Here is a 20,374-nt window from a genome sequence, read left to right as displayed (position 1 = left end):
CTTTTGATGGCATGAGGAGGCGGGGGGCGGGCAGGGGATCAACCTGTCTCGATCCGCTCTTGCCGCAGCATCCGCACCCGGATCTGGTCGACCACCACCGCCGCGATGAGAAAGACGCCCAGAACGATCTGCTGCACATAGCTTTCGATGCGCAGAAGGTTCATGCCGTTGGTCAGGATGGTGACAAAGATTGCACCCAGAAACACATTGCTGATCCGGCCAATGCCGCCAAAAAACGACACGCCGCCGATGACGCATGCGGTGATCGACTCCATGAGGAGGGTGGTGCCGAGCGTGGCCTCGCCCGTATTCACGCGGGCTGTCAGAAGAATGGCGCCGAAGGCAACGATGACGGAACAGAGCACGTAGGTCAGCACCATGAAGAAGGTCGTGTTCACCCCGGCCAGCCGGGTCGCGTTCAGGTTCCCCCCCAGCGAATAGATCCGGCGCCCAAGCACGGTCCAGTTCAGCATGTAATAGCCCAAGATCAGGACCGCGATGCAGTACAACACCGGGACCGGCAGGCCGTGCAGCGATGCGTTGGAAAATATCTGCCCGAACTCGCGCGGCATCCCGTAGACGGGCATGCCGCCGCTGAGCGTCAGTGCGACGCCCGTGGCGATGGACATCATCCCGACGGTCATGATGAATGGGCTGACAGACAGCACGGCAATGCCGATGCCATTGATCAGACCGACGACAGCGCCGGTCAGCATCCCCGCGGCGACGCCCGCGACAATGGCCAGCCCCGGTGGTGCGTCGGGTATGGCCTGGGCCGTGCCGGTGATGGCCAGCGCTGTCGTCACACTGACAAGTGCGACAGTCGAGCCCACCGACATATCAATCCCCCGAACCAGAAGCGCGAGCATCTGGCCGACCGAGATAATGATCAGATAGGTGGAATGTCGCCCAAGATTGAAAAGGTTGTCGTAGCTCAGAAACCGGGGCTCGGCGATGCCCATGAAGATGATGGCGGCGACCAGGACAAAGGGAAGAATCCCGTTGGCCAGAAACACATCATGCAAGACCCGCATTGTCCGTGCCCAAATCGGGCGATTAGCGGATGGGTCCGCGTGAGAATTGATTTCTGTATTCACCATACGTGTTCTCCGTTTTGCGGGTCGCGCCAGCAAAGTTTGAGGGATTTGATTATCGGTAAGCCGCAGTCTGAGTTGGGAACCCGACCGGCGATCGGGCTCCCAGCGATTGGTCGGAAGAGGGGCAGAACGAATATGCCCTGTTCAGTTCGTTGGTGCCTTGACCTCGAACACCGGTTCGAAACCGTCAGGAGCAAGGATCGTGGTGCGATCGTAGGTATTCACGTTGTCCTGATCGACGATGAAGAACGCACGGTTCGCGACTTCGATCTCCAGCTTGCCCTCGAGCGCACGGATCGCCTGATCGACGCTGATGCGCGAGCCCACGAGATTGTAGTCGCCGACCGTGGCCATCACATCGCCGTCGCGCACCCCCTGTTCCATGGCGGGCGTCGAGTAAAAGGCGATCAGATCGATATGCTCGAGCCCCTTGGCCTTGATGATTTCCACTCCACCTTCGATGGCCGGGGCGACCCCACCGATGATATCAAGCCCTTCATAGGTTTGCAGAGCATCGTCGATCAGGCGCATCTGGACACCCTTTCCGGTATCGCCATACATCACCTTGACCAGTTCCACATCCGAGCCCACGATGCTGTCCTTCATCCCGGCAACCGCATCCTCAACCCATTGAGACCCGGCGGGGCCGGCCATCCAGACCATCTCCACCTTGCCCGAGCCGGCGGGGTGCTTGCTGGCGAGATAGGCGCCGGCCTGGGCCCCGGCGTTGTAATAGCCTGCGCGTGCGCGCCCCGCCACCTTGTCGGAGTCCAGCCCGTTGCCAAGATCGATCACCGGAATGCCCTTGGCGGCCATTTCCTCGACCATCGCAACGAGGCCTGTCTTTGAGACCGCGTTCACCAGCACGGCATCACCGCCGCGGGAAACGCAGTCTTCAAGCTGCTGGATTTGCTGCAGGACATTCGCGTAGCCGCCTGCGGACATGATGGTTGCGGCCACACCCTGCCGCTGCGCCTCGACCACGACGCCGTAGTCCTTCGCGACGTAGTAGGCATCTTTCATATGCGGAAAGCTGACACACAGGTGCCATGGCTTGCTGACCGCTCCGACGGGAAGTGGGGTGTAGGTTTCGGCGGTCAGGTCCCCTTCGGCGAGAAGCGGTGCCGACCAGGTTTCCTCGTCCGCCCATGCGCCGTGGCCGGCAAAAGTCAGCGCAACGGCAGTGGTTGCAAGGTATTTTCCAATTCGCATCTGGTTCTCCCTTCGAAAAATCTGTGTGGATCCCGTGGCAGCAAACTCTTGATGCGGCCTCATGAATTCTGGGGATCGATAAATGTATCGATCAAATCGATAGTATTGATTGTCGTATCAATGCTGCCAATTTTGGTATTTCAAAATACCAAAACTTTCCAGCTCACATGCCGCGCCGCGATCTCTGTTTTTAAATTTATTGATTAAAAACATATGTTTATTTGAGGGATTGGTGGGCCTGGTTCAGTATGGTTCTGCTCACGTGAGAGCAAATTTCTTATTTCCTCCAGGCTCGTGCGATTTCAAGAAAATATCCATCAGCGCGAACTGCTGAAAAAGCGCCGTCCCTTTTGGGGTGCGTGCCTTCGAAACCGGCAGAGCGTTAACATGCCAATATCCGATGTGCAGTCGATCCAGAGACCGGCAAGCTGGAAATTTTTCCTTCCAGAATATGCTCTGTTGTTGGTTGAACAGGCAGAGAGCTTGCCAAATCTCAAGATGGTGGCGCGTGCTTTTGCACAGGCTGAAAGGTCTGCTGTCTCTTTATGCAGTGGCCAGCCTCGAACATGAAATGCGACCCTCGCGGGCAATGGCGCTATTTCACGCCTCTTGGGTTGTATACAGTATCCAGTATATCATTATGGAGATCTGCGATGCCAAGCCACGCGGCAAAGATGAAGATAGGCCTTTATGGAACTGCCACCGGGGCCAATGTGAACGGATGGCGCCATCCCGATGCGGTCGCCGATCTGGGCGCCAATATCAGCGCCGTTGCGGATATGGCCCGCATGGCGGAGTCGGGGTTGCTTGATTTTGTTTTCCTGGCAGACAGCATGGCGATGCGGGGTCACGATTGGGAGGTTCTGGCGCGCTCCAGCACGCGCTATGTCGCCCAGTTCGAGCCTTTGACGCTGCTCGCCGCGCTCTCCATGGTGACAACGAATATCGGCCTGATCGCGACGCACAATACCACCTACGACGAACCCTATATGCTGGCGCGCAAGTTCGCGTCACTTGATCTGATCAGTGGCGGGCGCAGCGGCTGGAACCTCGTGACCTCCTCCAACCTTGAAGAAGCCGAGAATTTCAGCCGTGAAAAGCACCCGGACCACGGCGACCGCTATATCCGGGCGCTTGAGTTTGCCGAAGTGGTGCGCGGGCTCTGGCACAGCTGGGATGATGAAGCGTTCCTATATGACAAGGAAAGCAGCCTGTTCTTCGATCGTGAAAAGATGCACCTTCTGAACCATAAGGGCGCGCATTTTCAGGTGCGTGGGCCGCTGAATGTCCCGCCTTCGCCGCAGCGCCACCCGGTCATGGTACAGGCCGGCGCATCGGAGTCGGGGCGAAATCTGGCGGCCGAAACCGCCGAGGTGATCTTTACCGTCAGCCCCGGCATGGAAGAGGCGCAGAAATTTTACAGAGATATCAAAGGACGCATGGCCAAATACGGGCGCGCACCGGAGGAGTTGGTGATAATGCCCGGCATTTCCGTTTTTGTCGCGGACACCGAAGAGGCCGCACAGGCCAAGCATCAGGAACTGCTGGAGCTGACAGATCCGGTGGTTGGGCGCGACTACCTGAAACATATGCTGGGTGACGTGATCGACCTGTCCCAATATGCGGATGATGAACTGTTGCCCGATCTGCCGGTCAGCAATGCCAACCGAAGCGCACAGGAGCGTCTGTTCAAGATGTCGCGCGAGCAGAACATGACGATCCGGGATCTCTATTTGAGTGTCGCGTCAAAAGGTGCGCCCGCCTTCATCGGGACTGCCGGTCAGGTCGCCGATGAGATGCAGCGCTGGTTCGAAGCTGACGCTGCGGACGGTTTCATCTTTCTGATGGATTATTTCCCCAACAGCCTTGCGGATTTCAACACAATGGTCATTCCCGAGCTTCAGAAGCGCGGGCTTTTCCGTACCGCATATGAAGGCACGACATTGCGCGAAAATCTGGGGTTGGGATTGCCACGCCGGCCGAAGCTGCAGGCGCCCACGCGTTTGGCAGGGGAATGACCATTGCCCCGGTTCGGGTCTTGTCAGATCCGGCGCCGGGGGATCAGAAAGGCCATCGCCGCGCCCGCCGCGGCGATGCACCCGAGCAAACGAAAAACATTGTGAAAGCCCGGCTGAAGCATTTCCGCGGAAATGTCGGCCGAGGTCGCGGAGGCGCCGGCTGGCAGGTCAAGCGTCAAGGCAAGCGCCAGCCCGGCGAATGCCGTTCCCGACGCAGCCCCCAATGACCGCGAAAGCACGACGCTGGCGGTGGCGATACCAAGCCGCTTGATCCCGGCCTCGGTCTGCACAGTAATCTGGACCACGCCCATCACCGACCCCAGCAGCAAGCAAACGATCGCAAAGTAAATCGACGCTTGCCAAGGCGAAAGCGTTTCGATTCCCACCGAGGCAAGGAAAAGCAGCGCGCTGGCCAATGACAGGCTGATCGCGGGGTAGAGCGTGGTGCGGCCGGTTCTGTTGATCAGCTTGCCGGTGACAAAGGCGCCCGACCCGATGCCAAGCGTTACAGGCAGCATGAGCAGCCCGAGCTCACGCGGGGGAACGCCATGGCCAAGCGCGAAATAGATCGGAATGAACGTCAGAAGAGAAACATAGAGCCCGCCGTGGCACATCGCCAACAACATGCTGAAAAAGATTGACGGACGGCCAAGCAGATCCCCGGGAAACAATGGTTCGGCCGCACGCCGTTCGCGAAGGACAAGCAACATGAGGATTGCTCCCGCAATCGCAACAAGAAGAAAAAGGGTGCTATGGACCGCCGCGCCGCGCTTGACGGTTTCGATGATGGTCAATGCCGTTGCGACAAACCCCGCGAACAACAAGAAACCCGGATAGTCGAAGGCGATCTTTTCGCGGGGCGTCTGGCGCGGTGGCAGACGCATGACAAGAACGAAGGCCAGAATGCCAAGCGGAATGTTGAGGGCGAAGATCCAGCGCCACCCGAAATGCCCGGTGATCAGCCCTCCGGCCACCGGGCCAAAGGTGCTGGCGACCATGGCGATCGTCGCCAGATACCCCTGATACTTTGCCCGCGCCCTGGGGCCGACATATTGCCCGAGCAGCGCCTGGGCGAGCCCGATAAGCCCGCCGCCGCCCAGGCCTTGCAGAAACCGCGAGGCGACAAGCATTTCGAAACTGACGGACAGACTGCAAAATGCGCTGCCAACTACCGCCATGCACAGCGCGACGCACATCATCCGCCGCCGCCCTAGCGCATCCCCCAGACGCCCGTAGAGCGGCGCGGAAACGGTTACTGCGGCAAGATAGGCGATAACCACCAGCGCCATCCGATCGAACCCGCCAAGCGATTGGATGATGCTGGGCAGGGCGGTGCTGACAATGGTCTGATCTGAAATCCCCATGAAAAGCGGCGGGACAATGGCCAGAAACAATGTCGGCAAGCTGGGGCGGACGAAACCTTGCGGGGGCGTTCCGTCATCGCCGCCATGCGGGCTGCCGGATTCAGGGATCACGGTCGCCCCCGGGGCGGTGATCGCCAGCCGGAACGTGACACGCGGCTATTGTCATGGCTAGGTCCAAGCGTCTGCCTTGGCCAGGTCGGAAAAATGGCAGGCCACGGGGTGATCCGCCGAGCGGGCTTCCAATATCGGCTCCCGCTCGCTGCAAAGCGGGCGCGCTATCGGGCAGCGGGTGTGAAACCGGCATCCGGACGGGGGCCGGCTGGGTGACGGAATGTCGCCACGCAAAATGATGCGCCGCTTTGTCCGCTCGCGTTCCGGATCCGGCACAGGGGACGCTGACAGAAGCGCCTGGGTATAGGGATGCGCGGGCGCGTTGAATATCTGCTCGACAGGTCCGATCTCGACCAGCCTGCCCAGATACATCACGGCGACCCTGTGCGCCATGGACCGGACAACACCCAGATCATGGCTGATGAACAGATAGGATACCTGGGTTTCTTGCTGCAGACGCTTCATAAGCTTAAGGATCTGAGCGCGCACTGACACGTCCAGCGCCGAGACGCATTCATCCGCAACGATCAGTTTGGGCTGAAGGGCGAAGGCGCGCGCGATGGCAATTCTTTGGCGCTGTCCCCCGGAGAACTCATGCGGCATCCGGTTCACGAAGCGTTCTGGCGGGGTCATCCCCACCACACGCAGAAGATCCAGAACACGGGGTTCCCAGTTGCTGATACCAGCCACGCGGAAAGGCTGGCTCAGGATCTGGCGTACGGTTTTGCGCGGGTTCAGTGACCCGAAGGGATCCTGAAAGATCATCTGCAAATGTGTCTTGGTTTCCAGAGCAGCCTTGGCATCAAGGGTAGCAAGATCGCTGCCGTCAAAGACGACATGCCCGCTTGTCGGGTCGGTCAGGTTCATAATGACCCGCCCGATCGTCGATTTGCCACAGCCGGATTCCCCCACCAGTGCCAGGGTTTCGCCGGGGGCGATATCGAAACTGACACCGGCAACTGCCTGAACCGGCGGCGTGGTCGAAAACAACCCTCCGCTGCGATAGGTTTTCGTCAGGCTTTCAACACTCAGAATTGGGGCGGTCGTCATGTTTCGTAGTTCCAGCAAGCGACGCCGGAGACGTCTGAGTTTCTGGTCCAGCCTGGACCGGCCGTTTCGCAGATTGCGGTGGCTTTGGCGCAACGATCGACAAAGGCGCAGCCGACAGGCACATCGACCAGATTGGGCACTGTGCCATCCAGCGCATAAAGCTCGTCCCGCCGCTCATCCGCCCGCAGGATCGACGCCAAAAGCCCCTGCGTGTAAGGATGCTTGGGGGTGCGGAACAGCTCGTCCACCGGGGCCTCCTCGACCACTTTTCCCGCATACATGACGTAAACCCGATCACATGTTTCCGCGACCACCCCCAGATCATGGGTGATCAACAGCAGGGACGATCCCATGTCGTGGATGATCTCTTTCAGCAGCTCGAGGATTTGCGCCTGAACCGTGACATCCAACGCGGTCGTCGGTTCGTCAGCGATGATAAGCTCGGGATCGCAGGAAATTGCCGTGGCAATCAGAATACGCTGGCGCATCCCGCCAGAAAGCTGGTGGGGATAGCTTGCCACAACGCGGGCGGGATCAGGTATGCGCACCCGGCGCAACAGATCAATCACACGCTCCCGGCGCTCTGCCTTTGTCAAATTCAGATGATGGCGCAGCATTTCGGAAATCTGGGATTCGATCGTCAGGACCGGATTCAGAAAGGTCATCGGATCCTGAAAGATCATCCCTATGCGGCGACCACGGGTCTTTTGCATCTCGGCGCCGGAGAGCGTCCGCAGATCCGTTCCATCAAACATGACCCGCCCACCTGTCACCTCTCCCGGCGGGCTTGGGACCAGCCCCATGATCGACATCACTGTCATCGACTTGCCGCAGCCGGATTCTCCGACGATGCCGACGATCTCGCCCTTGCCGATCTCGACCGAAACATCGGTGACGGCGCGTACGGTGCCCTCGCTGGTGTTCAGAACCGTGTTCAGCCCTTCGACCACAAGCAAAGCTTCAGCCATGATCAGCGTCCTCCTCTAAGCCGGGGGTTCAGGACGTCGGTCAGGTGGTCGCCAAAGATGTTCAACGCCGCGACCGTCAGCAGGATACCCAGCCCCGGGAACACCGCCATCCACCATGCGCGTGTCAGGAATTGCTGTGCTTCGTTCAGCATCAGCCCCCAGCTTGGGTTCGAGGGATCCCCCAGACCCAGAAAGCTGAGTCCCGCTTCGAGCAGGATCGCGGAAGATACCTGCATGGTCATTGCCACGATCAGCGGTGGCATGGCGTTGGGAAGAATTTCGCCAAAGATGATCGACCGTGTCGATTGTCCCACTGCGTGGGCCGCCATCACATATTCCCGCTCGCGCAGGGTCAGAAACTCGGCCCGGGTGATACGTGCGACCTCGGGCCAGCCAAGCAGGCCGATCGTCAAAATGATGAAGATCAGGTGCGATCCGAAAATGGCGATCACGAGCAGGGCAAGGAAAAAACGCGGAATAACCTGGAAGAGTTCGGATATGCGCATGAGCACGATGTCCACCACGCCCTGGCTGAAGCCTGCCACCGCGCCCAGCGAAATTCCGATGATCGAGGATGTGAACGCCGCCAGAATTCCCACGGAAAGCGAGCTGCGTGCACCGTAGGCGAACCGCGCGAACACATCCCGGCCCAGATCATCCGTGCCCATTGGATGCTGTGGGCCGGGTGGCGCGAAAGACTCGTGCCCCATGGCATTCACATTTTCAAAGAAAAGCGGGGTGATGAAGGCAAACAGCAACATCGCCACAAGGGTGAACAACGCCGCGCCCGATACGGGGTCAAGCCGCAAGCGTGCTGGATAGCGTAACAGGTTTCCGTAGAGCACCGCGAAACGCGACTTGAGCGGGGGGGTGTCTTGCATGCTCATTTCAGCCTCACGCGTGGATCAAAGAGGGAATAGACGATATCAATCAAGAGGTTGGTGATGATGATGCCGATAGACACGAAGATAAAGATACCCATGAGCAGCGGATAGTCGCGCGCATACATCGCATCATACATAAGGCGGCCGATGCCGGGCCACCCAAAGACAATCTCGGTCAGGATGGACCCGGCCAGAATATCGGTCACGTTCAGCCCGAAAACGGTGATCACCGGTAGGATGCCATTGCGAAACGCATGAAAGACGATGCGTTTTTCCGGCAGTCCTTTGGCACGCGCCGCGACGATATAGTCCTGAGACAGCGCGTCACGCATCGCTGCGCGCGCATAGCGAAAATTGATGGCCAGATACCGCATCCCCAGTACAGATGCGGGCAGGATCAAGTGATGCAGAACATCGGTAAAATAAGCCCAGCCTTCGTAGGTGTATCGGCTGTTCGTCATCCCGTTGGTCGGAAACCAACGCAGCTGCAGGGCGAAGACCAGAAGTATAATCTGGGCCAGCCAAAAGGCGGGAACGGAATAGCCTATGACCGCAAGCGCCGAGCCGCCTCTGTCGATCAGGGATTTGGGGTGGCGCGCCACGATGATGGCCAGAAGCACACCTACTACCGTGAAAACGATGAGCGAGGTCAGCATCAGCGAAAGCGTCGCGGGAACGCGATTGAGGATCAGGCCCAACACATCGTTTTGCAGCACATATGAATAGCCCAGATCCCCGCGCAGGATGGAACCGACGTATTCCAGAAACTGCCGCCCAACGGATTTGTCCAGCCCGAGTTTTTGATAGAGCTCTGCCAGTTGCTCGGGGGTGGGTTCTGTTTCGCCGACCAGCACGCTTACCGGGTCACCGGGCGCAAGGTGGATGAGAACGAAATTAACAACGATCACGCCCAGCAACATTGGCAATGCGCTCAGCACTTTAAGTGCGACATAGCGTATGGAGGAGAGCCGCGCGGGGTTTGCGGCGGATTTTTCAACCACGGCTCGGGTGCCCGGCAGGACTTTGGATGTCACTCGATACCCTTTCATTAGCGTTATGGTTGGAACCCGAAAAATCATACGGAAATCAAGGGATCGTTCGTTTCGTATACGGTATTTTCTGGTGGCGGATAAATTTCCCCACCACAAAACCGCAGACATTCCTGCAGAAGTTCAAAAATTGGCACTTCGGAAGGCAAACCTCCTGTTTTTACCGCGATTAATTATTCACGCGCTTAATTTATCGGGCGGCGCGCTTGAAACGCTTTTTTTGCGGAAAGAATCTTCAGCTAGTTGAATCGTATACAGTATCCATTGGTCGTCCATGCGGATGAGGAGCTGTATATGTGAGCAGGAGCCGCACCATGTCCGACCGAAAGATGAAGATTGGCCTGAGCCTTGTATCGAATGGAACGCACCCCGCGGGTTGGAGGCTGCCGGAAGCGCATGCCGACGCGGGGCTGGACTTCAAGCTTTGGAAGCAGATGGCCCAGGCCGCGGAGGAGGCATCCCTTCACTTCGTGTTTCTTGCTGACGGCATAGCTGTTCGCACCGCCGCCGCAGACCTTGACGCCCTAAGCTATAGCGGCCGCATCGACCAATTCGAACCTCTTACACTTATCGGAGCGCTGTCTGCGGTCACCGAGAAGCTCGGGTTCATCGCCACCGCCTCCACCACCTATAACGAGCCTTATCATATTGCCCGCAAGTTTGCGTCGCTGGATCACATCAGCGGCGGGCGGGTGGGATGGAATGTCGTCACATCCTGGAGCGAGGCTGAGGCCACGAACTTCGGGCGTGACAGCCATATGGAGCACACGGCCCGCTATGGTCGCGCGGAAGAATTCGTCGACGTGGTGCGCGGGCTTTGGGACAGCTGGCAGGACGACGCCTTCATTCGTGACAAGGCAAGCGGCCAATATTTCGATCCTGCAAAGCTTCATGTGCTCGGCCATGACGGGCCGCATCTGAAAGTGCTCGGTCCCCTCAATATCGCACGCCCGCCGCAAGGCTATCCGATCATCGCGCAGGCCGGATCCTCGGAGCCCGGGCAAGAACTGGCGGCTCGCACGGCAGACCTTATTTATACGGCGAAGCGTACGCCAGAAGAGGCCGGCGCATTCTATGACAGTGTTAAAAACCGGTTTCCAAAATATGGCCGTTCAGCGGCGGATGCGCTGGTATTGCCTGGCATCATGCCGATCGTCGGTCGCACGATGGAAGAGGCAAAGGCCAAATATGATCGGGTGCAGCATTTGATCCACCCGAAAGTCGGGCTTGCCATGCTCGCCCGGACATTCGGGGATTTGTCCGCCTACGATCCGGATGGCCCATTGCCCGACGATCTTCCGGTTCTGGATGGCGTCAAAAGCCACCGCGACTCTCTGGTGCGGATGGCGCGCAACGAGAACCTCAGCATCCGTCAGCTTTACATGCGCGTGACAGGGGCCGCCGGGCACAATCAGGTCTACGGCACCCCGGATACGATCGCCGACCTGATGGCCGATTGGTTCAATCGCGGCGTTTGCGACGGGTTCAACATCATGGCGCCCTATTTCCCCGGCGGGTTGACCGATTTTCTGGAAATGGTTGTTCCGGTGCTCCAACAGCGCGGTCTGTTCCGAACTGGCTATGAGGGCGCAACGCTACGCGAAAATCTGGGCCTCGCCCGCCCCGAACACCCCTTGGCCCGCCAGCAAAGCGCCAAGGTCGGCTGATCGAGCTATCCGAGGGGCGACCCAAGTCATGCCAAACGAAAACACAAAAAATCCAGCAGAAGGAGAATTCAATGACTGATCGAGAGCCCGCCACCGGGAAGCTTGGCATCTCGCGCCGAACACTGTTGCGCACCATGGCTGCAAGCGTGCCCATGCTTGCCTTGCCCGAATTTCTGTCGGCCCAGACCAGCGAAGAACTCTATGGCGGAGTGTTCGTTGTCGGTACCGGCACCGAGCCACGCCACCTGAACCAGAACATCACGACCGATATTGTCACCAAGATGATCGCCAGCTGCATGCAAAACAAGTTGGTGGGCCTGAAAAGCGATCTGACCCCCAAGGCAGATCTGGCCAAGGACTGGTCGGTATCCGATGACGGGTTGATCTATACGTTCAATCTGCATGATGGCGTCAAATGGCACGACGGCACGCCCTTCACCTCCGAAGATGCGAAATTCACCTTTGAGCAAGTGCTGTTCAAATTCCACAATCAGGGCAAAACCCTTGCACCTTATGTCGATGAAATCACCACTCCGGATGCGACCACGATCGTCTTTCACCTGAACGCGCCCAATGACGTCATGATGACCTTCATCGCGGGGCAGGGATATATTCATCCCAAGCACCTTTATGATGGCGTCGATATCATGGACAGCCCCGCGAATCTGGCTCCGATCGGCACTGGCCCCTTCAAGTTCGCATCGTGGAATCGTGGGCAAGACGTGGCAATGGAACTTAACGACGAGTATTTCATGCCCGGAATGCCCTATGTGGATCGCATTGTGATACGTTTCATCCCCGAAGCAACCGCACGGGTGCGCGCGCTTGAGGCCGGCGAGGTTGACTATCTGGCCTATAACGATCTGCCGCATTCTATGATCGCGGATCTGGACAAGAATCCGGATGTAACGGTCACCTCCAAGGGGCACGAGGCATGGGGGTCGATCGTAGAACTGATGATGAATCTGGACAAGGAACCGTTCAACAACCGCAAGGTCCGCATGGGCATCGCGCATGCGCTTGATCTGGATTTCATTATCGAAAAGGCCACATACGGGCTCGCCACCCGCGCCACCGGCCCGATATCAAGCCAGCTTGCCTGGGCCTACAAGCCGGACACGACGCAATATCCCTTTGATGTCGCCAAGGCGAACGCGCTTCTGGATGAGGCCGGATATCCGCTGACCGACGGAACGCGGTTCAGCGCCACCATCGTCGCCAACCGGGGAACCGAGTCTTTCATCAAAGCGGCTCAGGTCATCGCCGAACAGCTCAAGGTCGTCGGCATCGATATCACGGTTAACCCCCTCGACATGGCGACTGTCGCGGAGCAGGTCTACAAGACACGCAAGTTCGACATGTTCATCCAAAGCCTGACCACCGGGCCGGACCCGGCGCTGGGCGTGCAGAGGCAATATATCGCGTCGAATATCCGGCCCGTGCCCTATACCAACGGGATCGGATATCGGGACGAAAACGTTGATGCGCTGCTGATAAAGGCTGCTCAAAGCCCTGACCGCGCCGAAAGAGCCGAACTCTACAAAGAACTGGCAGATATTCTGTGCGACGATTGCGCCTTGGTCTGGCTGTACGAAAACCCGACCTATTCGGCTTTCAGATCTGCATTTGGCAATCTTCATACATGGGCCGCAGAATCCATCTACGCCTATAGCAACGTCTATTGGAAAGAGGGAGACGTCAGCCGCGGTTGATCCTCCTCCCAAATCAAGATGCTGCGGCGCCTTGGCGCCGCGGTACAATTGTATAAGGGATATTGCATTTTCCAAAACGGCGCTTCACGCTGCCTGCTAATCTGGTCATGCACGGAAAGGCCAGCCAAGCCGAATGCTTCTCGCCCGGAGCTTGCAACTTGAGAGGTGCCAGTGGTCGAAAATGTCAAGCCTGCAAGGCGATCCCCCGTCAACAAACGCGCAGAACCGCGTGGGGCCCGAACAGTCGTCAGAGAGCCGATCCACGAACAGATCCTTCCCCATATCCGGCGCGACATCGTCCTGAATCGCTGGGGGCCCGGTGAGAGACTTCCCGAAATGGAACTGTGCCACGAATTCGGCGTCTCGCGGACGCCGTTGCGCAATGTGCTCAAGATTCTGGAGGTCGAAGGGCTGATCGAGCTGGTCCCCCATATCGGAGCCGTGGTGACGCCATTCGACTCTCCCGATCTGGCTGAAAAACTGGACGTGATGTCCGGGCTTGAACAACTTGCCGCGGTACGGATTGCCCAGTTGCGGCCGCCCGAAGCCCTCAGCGAGATTCAGCGCCTGCATTCAGAGATGAACCTGGCTGCGCTGGATACCGACCGCACCCGATACTATGCGTTGAACGACGAATTTCATCGCGCGATCGTTCTGGGGTCGGGCAATGCCACCCTGTCGAAAATGCACGAAACGATCATGTGGCATGTCAGCCGCGCCCGAAATTTCGCGAATGAGCAGGAAGTCCTGGGCGTGCGCGCAGCCGAACATCATACGCAGATCGTTGAAATGATCCTTTCCGGCGACGCTGAAGGCGCAAGGCTGGCAATGCGGACGCATCTGGACGATGTCATTTCGAATATCCTCGCACGCTTCGGCCCTGAACAGACCATCGACTCCGAAACGGGGAATGATGCTGCCTGACATCGCGCCAGTGCTTTCCCTCTGCAAGCGCCGGTGACGAGAGGCCAGAGCACAAGGATGATCTGCCGCCGGTCAGGACGATGGCAGCAGTTTCTTCAACACACGGAAGAACCCCTTTTCATTGTCCCAGGGGATCATGTGGCCTGCGTCGGGGACGCAGGTGATCGGGATGGCGGGGTTGGTGCGGGCCAGGTCGGCGGCGCCCTGCGCTGTCACCACCGGGCTGTCGCCGCCATGGATCAGGGCCGCGGGCAGGGTCAGCTTTTCCCAGAAGGGGAAGAAATCCTCACTCTCGAACCCGGCATGGGACTCGCGGATCGCGGTCTCGTCGCAGCCGGGCAGCACCTCGATGCGCAGCTGCAATTCGCGCTCGGGCCATTTGGGATAGAACCGCCGCACCGCCTCCAGCGTGGTGCCGGCCTTCGCTTCATTCAGCTGCGCCATGAAACTCTCGAGGCTGGTGGGATAGGCCCCCCGGCCCGGCCCGCACAGGGGCGGGTCGATGATCACCGCCAGGTTGTGATCCTCGGGCGCGTATTGCGTGACATAGGCCGCCGCGATCCGTGCCCCCATGGAATGGCCGATCACGATCGGCCTGTGCAGCTTCAGCCCCCTCACCAGGGCGTCGACATCCGCCGCGTAATCGTGCAACCGATAGGCACCGGCGGGCGCCACATCGGTTTCGCCCCGGCCGCGAATGTCGGGCACATAGACCGAAAACCCCATATCGGCGATCTGCACGGCCAGGAAATCCGCCGTCGCCGCCGGGCTGGTGATCCCCGGCAGCACGATCACCGCGGGCTGGCCGGTGTCGCCGTAGACCAGCACATGGTGGCGCAGCCCGTTGGCCTGAAGATAAAGCGATGTGCCCGTGATCCGCACGTTCATGCCGGCACCTGCGCTGTTGCGGGCAGGGTGCCCAGGGCCGCCCCCGCGCCGGGCACCACCGGGTCCAGCCCCAGCGACGTCAGGATCTCGCGCGCGGTGCAGGTCGCCGCCGTGATCACCGGCAGGCCGATCATGTCCTGCACTTTCTGAACCGCCGGAAGCGATGGCATCTGCACGCAGGCCGACAGGATCAGCCCGTCGGCCCCGGACAGGTCGAGCTTCGCCACATGGCCGGGCAGGTTCATCGGATCCAGCCGCCCCACCTCGAGATTGTCGGGCACCGACAGGCTGACGCTGTCGGTCACGGTGAAGCCGTCGGCCTCGATATAGTCGATCACCAGCTTCGTGAGCGCGGGCATGTAGGGCGCGACCACGGCGACCTTCTTCAGCCCCAGCGCATCGAGCGTGCGCACCAGCGCGCCGGCGCTGGACACGATCGGCACCTGGCGGTCGATGCCCGCGCGGATCACCTCGCCCAGCTTGCATTCGATCCCCTTATGCGCATCCGCGCCCTGGGTCATCAGCGCCACGAGGCAGGCATAGGCCACCACATCCACATCCGCATCGCCCAGCTCGGCGGCACAGCGGTCGCCGTCCCTGACCATCGCGCTCAGGCTTTCCACATCCACCGTATGCAGCCGCGCGCGGCTCGAATGGAACGTGAACCCCGGATCCGAAACCCCCGGATGGCGCTGCAAAAGCGCAGGGATCTCCGTCTCCATCGTCGTGTTCGAACTGGGCACTATCAGGCCGATACGTTTCATGGCTCTTCCTCAGGATATATTGTTTCACGCGGCGGGATCAGGCGTCGGTCTTGACCGAAGACAGGTAGCCAAGCGCATCCTCCAATCCGATCACGTCCGCGTATTTCTGGTTCATGTCATAGAGGTTCGCGTCATGCGGGGCCTGTGCGCGGTCCGCGACGCAGTCGCGCGGGACCAGGACGTTGAACCCGCTTTGCACCGCGTCGACGACGGTTGCGCGAACACAGCCGCTGGTGGTGGCGCCGGTGACAAGCACGGTATCCACCCCGGCCCCGGTCAGAAGTGCCGCGAGATTGGTGCCGTGAAAGGCCGAAGCGCCGTGTTTCACGATCAGGGGTTCATCCTCGCGCCGCGCCATCCGCGCATCGATCCCGACCAGCCGTGTACCGTGCTGCAGCGCGGCCATGCCGGCGGCCTTTTTCAGCCAGGGCAGGGCGGTCACTTCCCACGGGTGGTAGGCGATGGTCGTGAACAGCACCGGAAAGCCCTTTTCGCGCGCGACCGTGGCCAGGCGAAGGGTGGCGGCGATCTGTTCGCTCATGTCGGCGGCGGTGGGGTATTGCGCGTCTGTGAACCCGTATGAAAAATCCACCACCACGACAGCGGGGCACGTGCCGCGTGGCACAGTCTGACCAAAGCCGGCCGCCGCGTAGGTTTGTTCCTGAGACATCCGAAAGTCCTTACATGTTAGTTGTCCCGCGCCGATGGGTGCGGAAGCGATGAAGGGGCCTCAGTGGCGTTCCATCTGCAGATCCTTCACGGCGATATCGCCGTCGACCACGATCGGTTCGTCGTCGAGGAACAGCGAACAGCCACGCATCGGGATGTCGAGATGGCAGGCAGTGTCGTTGGGGCCGCCAAGTTCGTTGTTGGGCCCGGTCGAGAACATGACGTTGCCGTAAAAACTGCGCGGTTCCATGCCCATGCCACCGGGAAATTCGCCTGGTGTCATGCTGTGCCACTTGGCGTTGGGGTTCATGCCCCAGCCGACATGGCTCATGCCTTTGCCACGCTCATCGTTAAAGGCCTCCATGTAGGATTTCACCAACTCGGCATCCAGCCCGCCGCGGATGTCGGTGATCCAGCCCTTTTCGATCGTGTAGGTGATCGGATCGCGCACATACATGTTCTGCGGCAACAGAATGTCGCCCGGTGCCACTACGATCTGACCATCGACGCCATCGTCGTCGCCGCCGGTGAACACAAAGCCCGAAGGCCAGTGATCCCAGCGGCCGGGTTCATCGGTGCAAGCGTATTCGGTGACCGCAGGATAGGTATTCAACTTGTAGGTAACATCCGTGCCGTGGGGCGAGGTGATGCGCATGACCTTGGCCTTGTCCAGCAGGGCGCCGCCGATCTCGACCTTTTCGCGAATCTCCTGGGTGGGCAGCAGGCGTGCCAACAGTTCGGGCGGTTCAACCGCTGTCAGAATCCGTGTGCCTGCTGCCTGGATTGCGAATTGCTCGGGGGAAAACAGCAAGAAGATGCAATCAATCAGCATATCGCAGTTCTTGAGTGCCTCGACGGCGTCGGGCATCGCGGCGAGGCCGGTCACGCCGACGTTCCAGCCGCCGGTGGGCAGCGGTGCGGGCAGGCGCATATGGTACATGTTGGCACCCAAACGCTGACCCGCCGCCATGAAGGCATCGGCATAATCCAGACGTTCGTTGCCCTGGGTAAGGACGATCAGCTTTTCGTCCTTCTGGACGCCCGACATCTTCAGCTGATGCAGGCAGATTTCGGTGAAGCTCGTCAAATCCATGTTTTGTCTCCTGACGTGTCGTCCCTGGGAAAAGGCGCTCAGGCCTGTTCTGCTTCGGCCGGGAATGGGCCAAAGGAGCGCGGGTCATAATCGTAGACCCAGTCGGTATTGATGCCGGTCGTGCGCGGGTCTTCTTTCGCGCGGCGGGCATATTCGGCATCCCGGGCTGCCATCTCCTCGGGGGTGGGCAGGTGATAGGTGCGCCCGCGTTCGCGTGCCTCAAGCTGGACCTTGCCGGTGCGCGGCAGGCGTTCTGCCTCATAGCGCGCAAGCGCCGGTTTCAGGTCACCAGGGGTCAGCGACAGTGCGGTCGCCAGCACCAGCGCATCCTCGATGGCCATGGCCGCGCCCTGGCTGAGGAAGGGCAGCATCGGGTGGCAGGCGTCGCCCAGCAGGGTGACGTGATCGGTGGACCATTTCTCCATCGGATCGCGGTCGAACAGGCCCCAGTTATAGACCTCGTCCACCTTGGAAAAGAGCGTCTCCAGTGTCGGATGCCAGCCTGCGAAATCCGCCAGCATCTCCTCTTTCGAGGCCTTCGTGCTCCAGCTTTCGGCGACCCATTCGGCGGCCTCGGTCACGGCGACGATATTCACCGCCTCGCCACCCTTGACGTAATAGGTGACCACATGCGCGTTCGGCCCCATCCAGAAAGTGCTGTCGGGATTGACGTAGTCGACAACACCGTCGGTGGGCACCAGCGCGCGATAGCACATGTGCCCGGTCCAGCGCAGATCGCCTTCGCCAAACAGCGCGCCACGCACGGCCGAACGCACGCCATCCGCGCCTACGATCAAATCAGCCCCGAATGTGCTGCCATCCTCGAATGTCGCCACGGCGCCGGTGGCGGTTTCGGCTACATCCGTGCATTTCTTGTTGAAGCGGCAGACGTCGGGCGGCAGCTGTGCGACGAAGAGATCCAGAAGATCGGCGCGATGGATGTGGATATAAGGCGCGTCGTAATGGGCGCGGAATTCATCGCCCAGGTCGATACGAAAGTTTTCCTGCGCGGTCTGCCAGTTCCGCCCGACGATGGCGTCTGGATAGAACCCCTTGGCCAGAAAATCGTCATAAAGCCCGAGCCCCTTGATCGCCTTGACGGCATTGGGGGTCATCTGCACCCCGGCGCCGACCTCGCCAAAGGCCGGGGCCTGTTCGAATATCGTGATGTCAAACCCCTTTTGCAGACAGGCATGGGCCAAAGCCGTGCCGCCGATGCCGCCGCCGATGATGCCGATTTTCATAGCTGTCGTTCCTTTTCGTTTCTTGTGCTTGGGCGTGGGGGGTATCAGTCGCGCCATTTCAGAAGTTTCTTTTCGATCCGCCCCAGAACGCCGCGTTCCAGAAGCTGCATGACGACGATGAAGATGATCGCCGTCGCCGCGACCTCGCGCATCCGAAGCAGGCGGAAGCTGTGGAAGATCGAAGCGCCGATGCCGTCGGGCTGTCCGATGGACTCGACGACCACGACCAGTTTCCACGACAATGCAAATGCGAAACGTCCGGCGGTCAGAAGGGCCGGTACCAATTGAGGGACCAGAGACTGACGGAAGAACACGCGCTTGGGCAGCCGGTATATCTTCGCCATTTCGTCCAGTCCGATATCGCGAGCCTGAACGCTGGACCGCACGATATTCGACACGAAAGGCGATACCGCAATAGTCAGCGCGACGAACCCCGCCGTTTCCCCGGTGCCAAAGGTCAGAATGGCAAAGATGATATAAACCGGGTCCGGCACAGCCAGCGCCAGCGCCAGCAGCGGTTGAAGGAAAGCCTCGGCCTTTTCGTTCATGCCGATCAGGATGCCGATGGCCGCGCCCACGATCGAGGCGGTGACAAACGAGGCCATCACCCGGCCCAGCGTCAGCCAGAAGTCACCCCAGAAGCTGGTGGAAAGCAGGTTCTTCCAGATCGCTACTACCGTGTCTTCGGGTGTAGGCACCCAAGGTTTCACAGCGATCGACAGCACATACCATAGCAACAGGATCGAGCTGATGGCGATCACGCCGCCCAATAGCTTTCCCGACACCACGGCATTCCAGTTTTTCCAGCGCGCAGGGTGGAACATGATGGGATTGGAAAGCGGCAAATCAGGCAACGTCCCTCTCCTTTACAGTCTCAAGGCCCCAAGGCGCTTGAACACGTGCAACGATGTCGGCCTCGACCTCGGCGATGCGGGCATCGTCATAGTCGCGGGGGCGTTCCAGCGGCACGATGTAGTTTTCGAACACCTGCGCCGGGCCACGGGTCAGGATGATGATGCGGTCGGCCAGATAGACCGCCTCGCGGATTGAATGGGTGACAAAGACGATGGTCGCGCCCGTACGCTGACAGATGCCGGTCAGTTCCTGACGCAGGGATCGCGCGGTGACTTCGTCCAACGTGGACAGCGGTTCATCCATCAGGATGTAGGACGGATCGACCAAAATGGCGCGGGCGATTGACACGCGCTGACGCTGACCGCCCGAAAGGCGCATGGGCCAGGCATCTTTGAACTCCGCGATATGCAGTATCTCGAGGATCTCGTCGATCCGGGCATGCCACGTGTCGCGCGGCACGTCAGAGGCGCCCAGCACGATCTCGAGGTTTTGCCTGACCGTGCGCCAAGGCAACAGGCGGTGCGCCTGAAACACGTAGCCAAGGCGCGGATCCTTGCTGCGCGGCAGATATAGCTCGTCGCCATCGACAACCACGCGACCGCGGGTCGGCGCCATGAGGCCAGAGAGGACGTTCAACATCGACGACTTGCCGCAGCCCGACGGGCCGAGAATAGCGACGAATTCGCCGCGTTTCACTTCGAAATCAAGCTGCGCGATGGCCGGGGTTTCACCATAGGACACGCCAAGGTCGACGACCTTCAGCACGGTTTCTCTTGTGTCAGTGTTCATTGTTCTTGCCAGTTTT

At 59.7% G+C, this 20,374-nt stretch carries 18 protein-coding genes; 4 read left to right on the top strand and 14 right to left on the bottom strand.

The genetic code is table 11. From position 1 onward, the window contains the following. Nucleotides 1–38: 38 nt before the first annotated feature. Both TQ29_RS12630 and torT read right to left on the bottom strand, forming a co-directional pair. Nucleotides 39–1,034 carry an ABC transporter permease gene (locus tag TQ29_RS12630; RefSeq protein ID WP_054539461.1) on the bottom strand — a complete coding sequence of 332 codons (996 nt, stop codon included), beginning with the start codon at nucleotides 1,032–1,034 and terminating at the stop codon, nucleotides 39–41. A 207-nt stretch (nucleotides 1,035–1,241) separates the two neighbouring features. After that, nucleotides 1,242–2,309, bottom strand: a complete 1,068-nt coding sequence (torT, locus tag TQ29_RS12625; RefSeq protein WP_054539460.1) for a TMAO reductase system periplasmic protein TorT — start codon at nucleotides 2,307–2,309, stop codon at nucleotides 1,242–1,244. Between the two features lie 566 nt (nucleotides 2,310–2,875). Between torT and TQ29_RS12620 the strand changes: the two genes are divergently transcribed. Next, nucleotides 2,876–4,327 (top strand): LLM class flavin-dependent oxidoreductase, encoded by a 1,452-nt coding sequence (locus TQ29_RS12620; protein WP_235974546.1) that lies wholly within the window; start codon nucleotides 2,876–2,878, stop codon nucleotides 4,325–4,327. A gap of 23 nt (nucleotides 4,328–4,350) precedes the next feature. Here TQ29_RS12620 and TQ29_RS12615 read toward each other — a convergent pair whose 3' ends face one another. Genes TQ29_RS12615 through TQ29_RS12595 form a run of 5 tightly spaced genes read right to left on the bottom strand, consistent with a single transcriptional unit; the run spans nucleotide 4,351 to nucleotide 9,738 of the window. Continuing rightward, on the bottom strand, nucleotides 4,351–5,802 hold the full coding sequence (locus TQ29_RS12615) for an MFS transporter (protein WP_157445582.1): 1,452 nt from the start codon (nucleotides 5,800–5,802) through the stop codon (nucleotides 4,351–4,353). 57 nt (nucleotides 5,803–5,859) lie between these two features. After that, nucleotides 5,860–6,852: an ABC transporter ATP-binding protein gene (locus tag TQ29_RS12610; protein WP_054539457.1), complete on the bottom strand. Its 993-nt coding sequence runs from the start codon at nucleotides 6,850–6,852 to the stop codon at nucleotides 5,860–5,862. Continuing rightward, entirely contained in the window at nucleotides 6,849–7,820 is a 972-nt protein-coding gene (locus tag TQ29_RS12605) for an ABC transporter ATP-binding protein (RefSeq protein WP_054539456.1), read from the bottom strand. Before TQ29_RS12605 ends, TQ29_RS12610 begins: the two co-directional genes overlap by 4 nt. Before the next feature lie 2 nt (nucleotides 7,821–7,822). Further along, nucleotides 7,823–8,701, bottom strand: coding sequence for an ABC transporter permease (locus TQ29_RS12600; RefSeq protein WP_157445581.1), 879 nt, complete (start codon nucleotides 8,699–8,701; stop codon nucleotides 7,823–7,825). Between the two features lie 2 nt (nucleotides 8,702–8,703). Beyond that, nucleotides 8,704–9,738, bottom strand: coding sequence for an ABC transporter permease (locus TQ29_RS12595; protein WP_207642708.1), 1,035 nt, complete (start codon nucleotides 9,736–9,738; stop codon nucleotides 8,704–8,706). Nucleotides 9,739–10,067: 329 nt separating this feature from the next. On the opposite strand from TQ29_RS12595, the gene TQ29_RS12590 reads away from it, so the two are divergent. The 3 genes from TQ29_RS12590 to TQ29_RS12580 all read left to right on the top strand — a co-directional run bounded on the left by TQ29_RS12590 (nucleotide 10,068) and on the right by TQ29_RS12580 (nucleotide 14,056). Further along, entirely contained in the window at nucleotides 10,068–11,420 is a 1,353-nt protein-coding gene (locus TQ29_RS12590; RefSeq protein ID WP_054539453.1) for an LLM class flavin-dependent oxidoreductase, read from the top strand. A gap of 71 nt (nucleotides 11,421–11,491) precedes the next feature. Beyond that, nucleotides 11,492–13,132, top strand: coding sequence for an ABC transporter substrate-binding protein (locus TQ29_RS12585; protein ID WP_054539452.1), 1,641 nt, complete (start codon nucleotides 11,492–11,494; stop codon nucleotides 13,130–13,132). Between the two features lie 171 nt (nucleotides 13,133–13,303). Continuing rightward, nucleotides 13,304–14,056: a GntR family transcriptional regulator gene (locus TQ29_RS12580; protein ID WP_054539451.1), complete on the top strand. Its 753-nt coding sequence runs from the start codon at nucleotides 13,304–13,306 to the stop codon at nucleotides 14,054–14,056. A 72-nt stretch (nucleotides 14,057–14,128) separates the two neighbouring features. Here TQ29_RS12580 and TQ29_RS12575 read toward each other — a convergent pair whose 3' ends face one another. The 7 genes from TQ29_RS12575 to TQ29_RS12545 are packed head-to-tail and all read right to left on the bottom strand — an operon-like array spanning nucleotide 14,129 to nucleotide 20,358. Next, a complete protein-coding gene (locus TQ29_RS12575; protein WP_054539450.1) occupies nucleotides 14,129–14,944 on the bottom strand; it encodes an alpha/beta fold hydrolase in 816 nt (271 codons plus the stop codon). Then, nucleotides 14,941–15,708: an aspartate/glutamate racemase family protein gene (locus tag TQ29_RS12570; RefSeq protein ID WP_054539449.1), complete on the bottom strand. Its 768-nt coding sequence runs from the start codon at nucleotides 15,706–15,708 to the stop codon at nucleotides 14,941–14,943. The genes TQ29_RS12575 and TQ29_RS12570 overlap by 4 nt, the downstream gene beginning before the upstream one ends. 37 nt (nucleotides 15,709–15,745) lie before the next feature. After that, complete coding sequence (locus TQ29_RS12565) at nucleotides 15,746–16,378, bottom strand: isochorismatase family protein (protein WP_054539448.1); 633 nt, start codon at nucleotides 16,376–16,378, stop codon at nucleotides 15,746–15,748. A gap of 60 nt (nucleotides 16,379–16,438) precedes the next feature. After that, nucleotides 16,439–17,470 carry a hypothetical protein gene (locus TQ29_RS12560; RefSeq protein WP_054539447.1) on the bottom strand — a complete coding sequence of 344 codons (1,032 nt, stop codon included), beginning with the start codon at nucleotides 17,468–17,470 and terminating at the stop codon, nucleotides 16,439–16,441. 38 nt (nucleotides 17,471–17,508) lie between these two features. Continuing rightward, nucleotides 17,509–18,714, bottom strand: coding sequence for an FAD-dependent monooxygenase (locus TQ29_RS12555; RefSeq protein WP_054539446.1), 1,206 nt, complete (start codon nucleotides 18,712–18,714; stop codon nucleotides 17,509–17,511). Nucleotides 18,715–18,758: 44 nt separating this feature from the next. Beyond that, the gene (locus tag TQ29_RS12550; protein ID WP_157445580.1) at nucleotides 18,759–19,568 is read right to left on the bottom strand and encodes an ABC transporter permease; all 810 of its coding nucleotides are present in this window, start codon (nucleotides 19,566–19,568) and stop codon (nucleotides 18,759–18,761) included. Beyond that, nucleotides 19,561–20,358, bottom strand: coding sequence for an ABC transporter ATP-binding protein (locus tag TQ29_RS12545; protein ID WP_054539444.1), 798 nt, complete (start codon nucleotides 20,356–20,358; stop codon nucleotides 19,561–19,563). Before TQ29_RS12545 ends, TQ29_RS12550 begins: the two co-directional genes overlap by 8 nt. Nucleotides 20,359–20,374 lie beyond the last annotated feature (16 nt).

The organism is Actibacterium sp. EMB200-NS6 (genome assembly GCF_001305615.1).
In the GTDB taxonomy this organism is placed as follows: domain Bacteria; phylum Pseudomonadota; class Alphaproteobacteria; order Rhodobacterales; family Rhodobacteraceae; genus Actibacterium_A; species Actibacterium_A naphthalenivorans.
Note: the sequence above shows the minus strand (reverse complement) of the source record. Positions and strands in the feature narration are given on the sequence as shown.

Excerpts from the sequence above, each read along its gene's own strand:
- TQ29_RS12630 (WP_054539461.1), bottom strand. The coding sequence starts at position 1,034 with ATGCGGGTCTTGCATGATGTGTTTCTGGCCAACGGGATTCTTCCCTTT.
- TQ29_RS12560 (WP_054539447.1), bottom strand. The coding sequence starts at position 17,470 with ATGGATTTGACGAGCTTCACCGAAATCTGCCTGCATCAGCTGAAGATG.
- TQ29_RS12575 (WP_054539450.1), bottom strand. The coding sequence starts at position 14,944 with ATGAACGTGCGGATCACGGGCACATCGCTTTATCTTCAGGCCAACGGG.
- TQ29_RS12565 (WP_054539448.1), bottom strand. The coding sequence starts at position 16,378 with ATGTCTCAGGAACAAACCTACGCGGCGGCCGGCTTTGGTCAGACTGTG.
- TQ29_RS12590 (WP_054539453.1), top strand. The coding sequence starts at position 10,068 with ATGTCCGACCGAAAGATGAAGATTGGCCTGAGCCTTGTATCGAATGGA.
- torT (WP_054539460.1), bottom strand. The coding sequence starts at position 2,309 with ATGCGAATTGGAAAATACCTTGCAACCACTGCCGTTGCGCTGACTTTT.
- TQ29_RS12605 (WP_054539456.1), bottom strand. The coding sequence starts at position 7,820 with ATGGCTGAAGCTTTGCTTGTGGTCGAAGGGCTGAACACGGTTCTGAAC.
- TQ29_RS12570 (WP_054539449.1), bottom strand. The coding sequence starts at position 15,708 with ATGAAACGTATCGGCCTGATAGTGCCCAGTTCGAACACGACGATGGAG.
- TQ29_RS12545 (WP_054539444.1), bottom strand. The coding sequence starts at position 20,358 with ATGAACACTGACACAAGAGAAACCGTGCTGAAGGTCGTCGACCTTGGC.
- TQ29_RS12610 (WP_054539457.1), bottom strand. The coding sequence starts at position 6,852 with ATGACGACCGCCCCAATTCTGAGTGTTGAAAGCCTGACGAAAACCTAT.
- TQ29_RS12555 (WP_054539446.1), bottom strand. The coding sequence starts at position 18,714 with ATGAAAATCGGCATCATCGGCGGCGGCATCGGCGGCACGGCTTTGGCC.
- TQ29_RS12585 (WP_054539452.1), top strand. The coding sequence starts at position 11,492 with ATGACTGATCGAGAGCCCGCCACCGGGAAGCTTGGCATCTCGCGCCGA.
- TQ29_RS12600 (WP_157445581.1), bottom strand. The coding sequence starts at position 8,701 with ATGCAAGACACCCCCCCGCTCAAGTCGCGTTTCGCGGTGCTCTACGGA.
- TQ29_RS12620 (WP_235974546.1), top strand. The coding sequence starts at position 2,876 with ATGAAATGCGACCCTCGCGGGCAATGGCGCTATTTCACGCCTCTTGGG.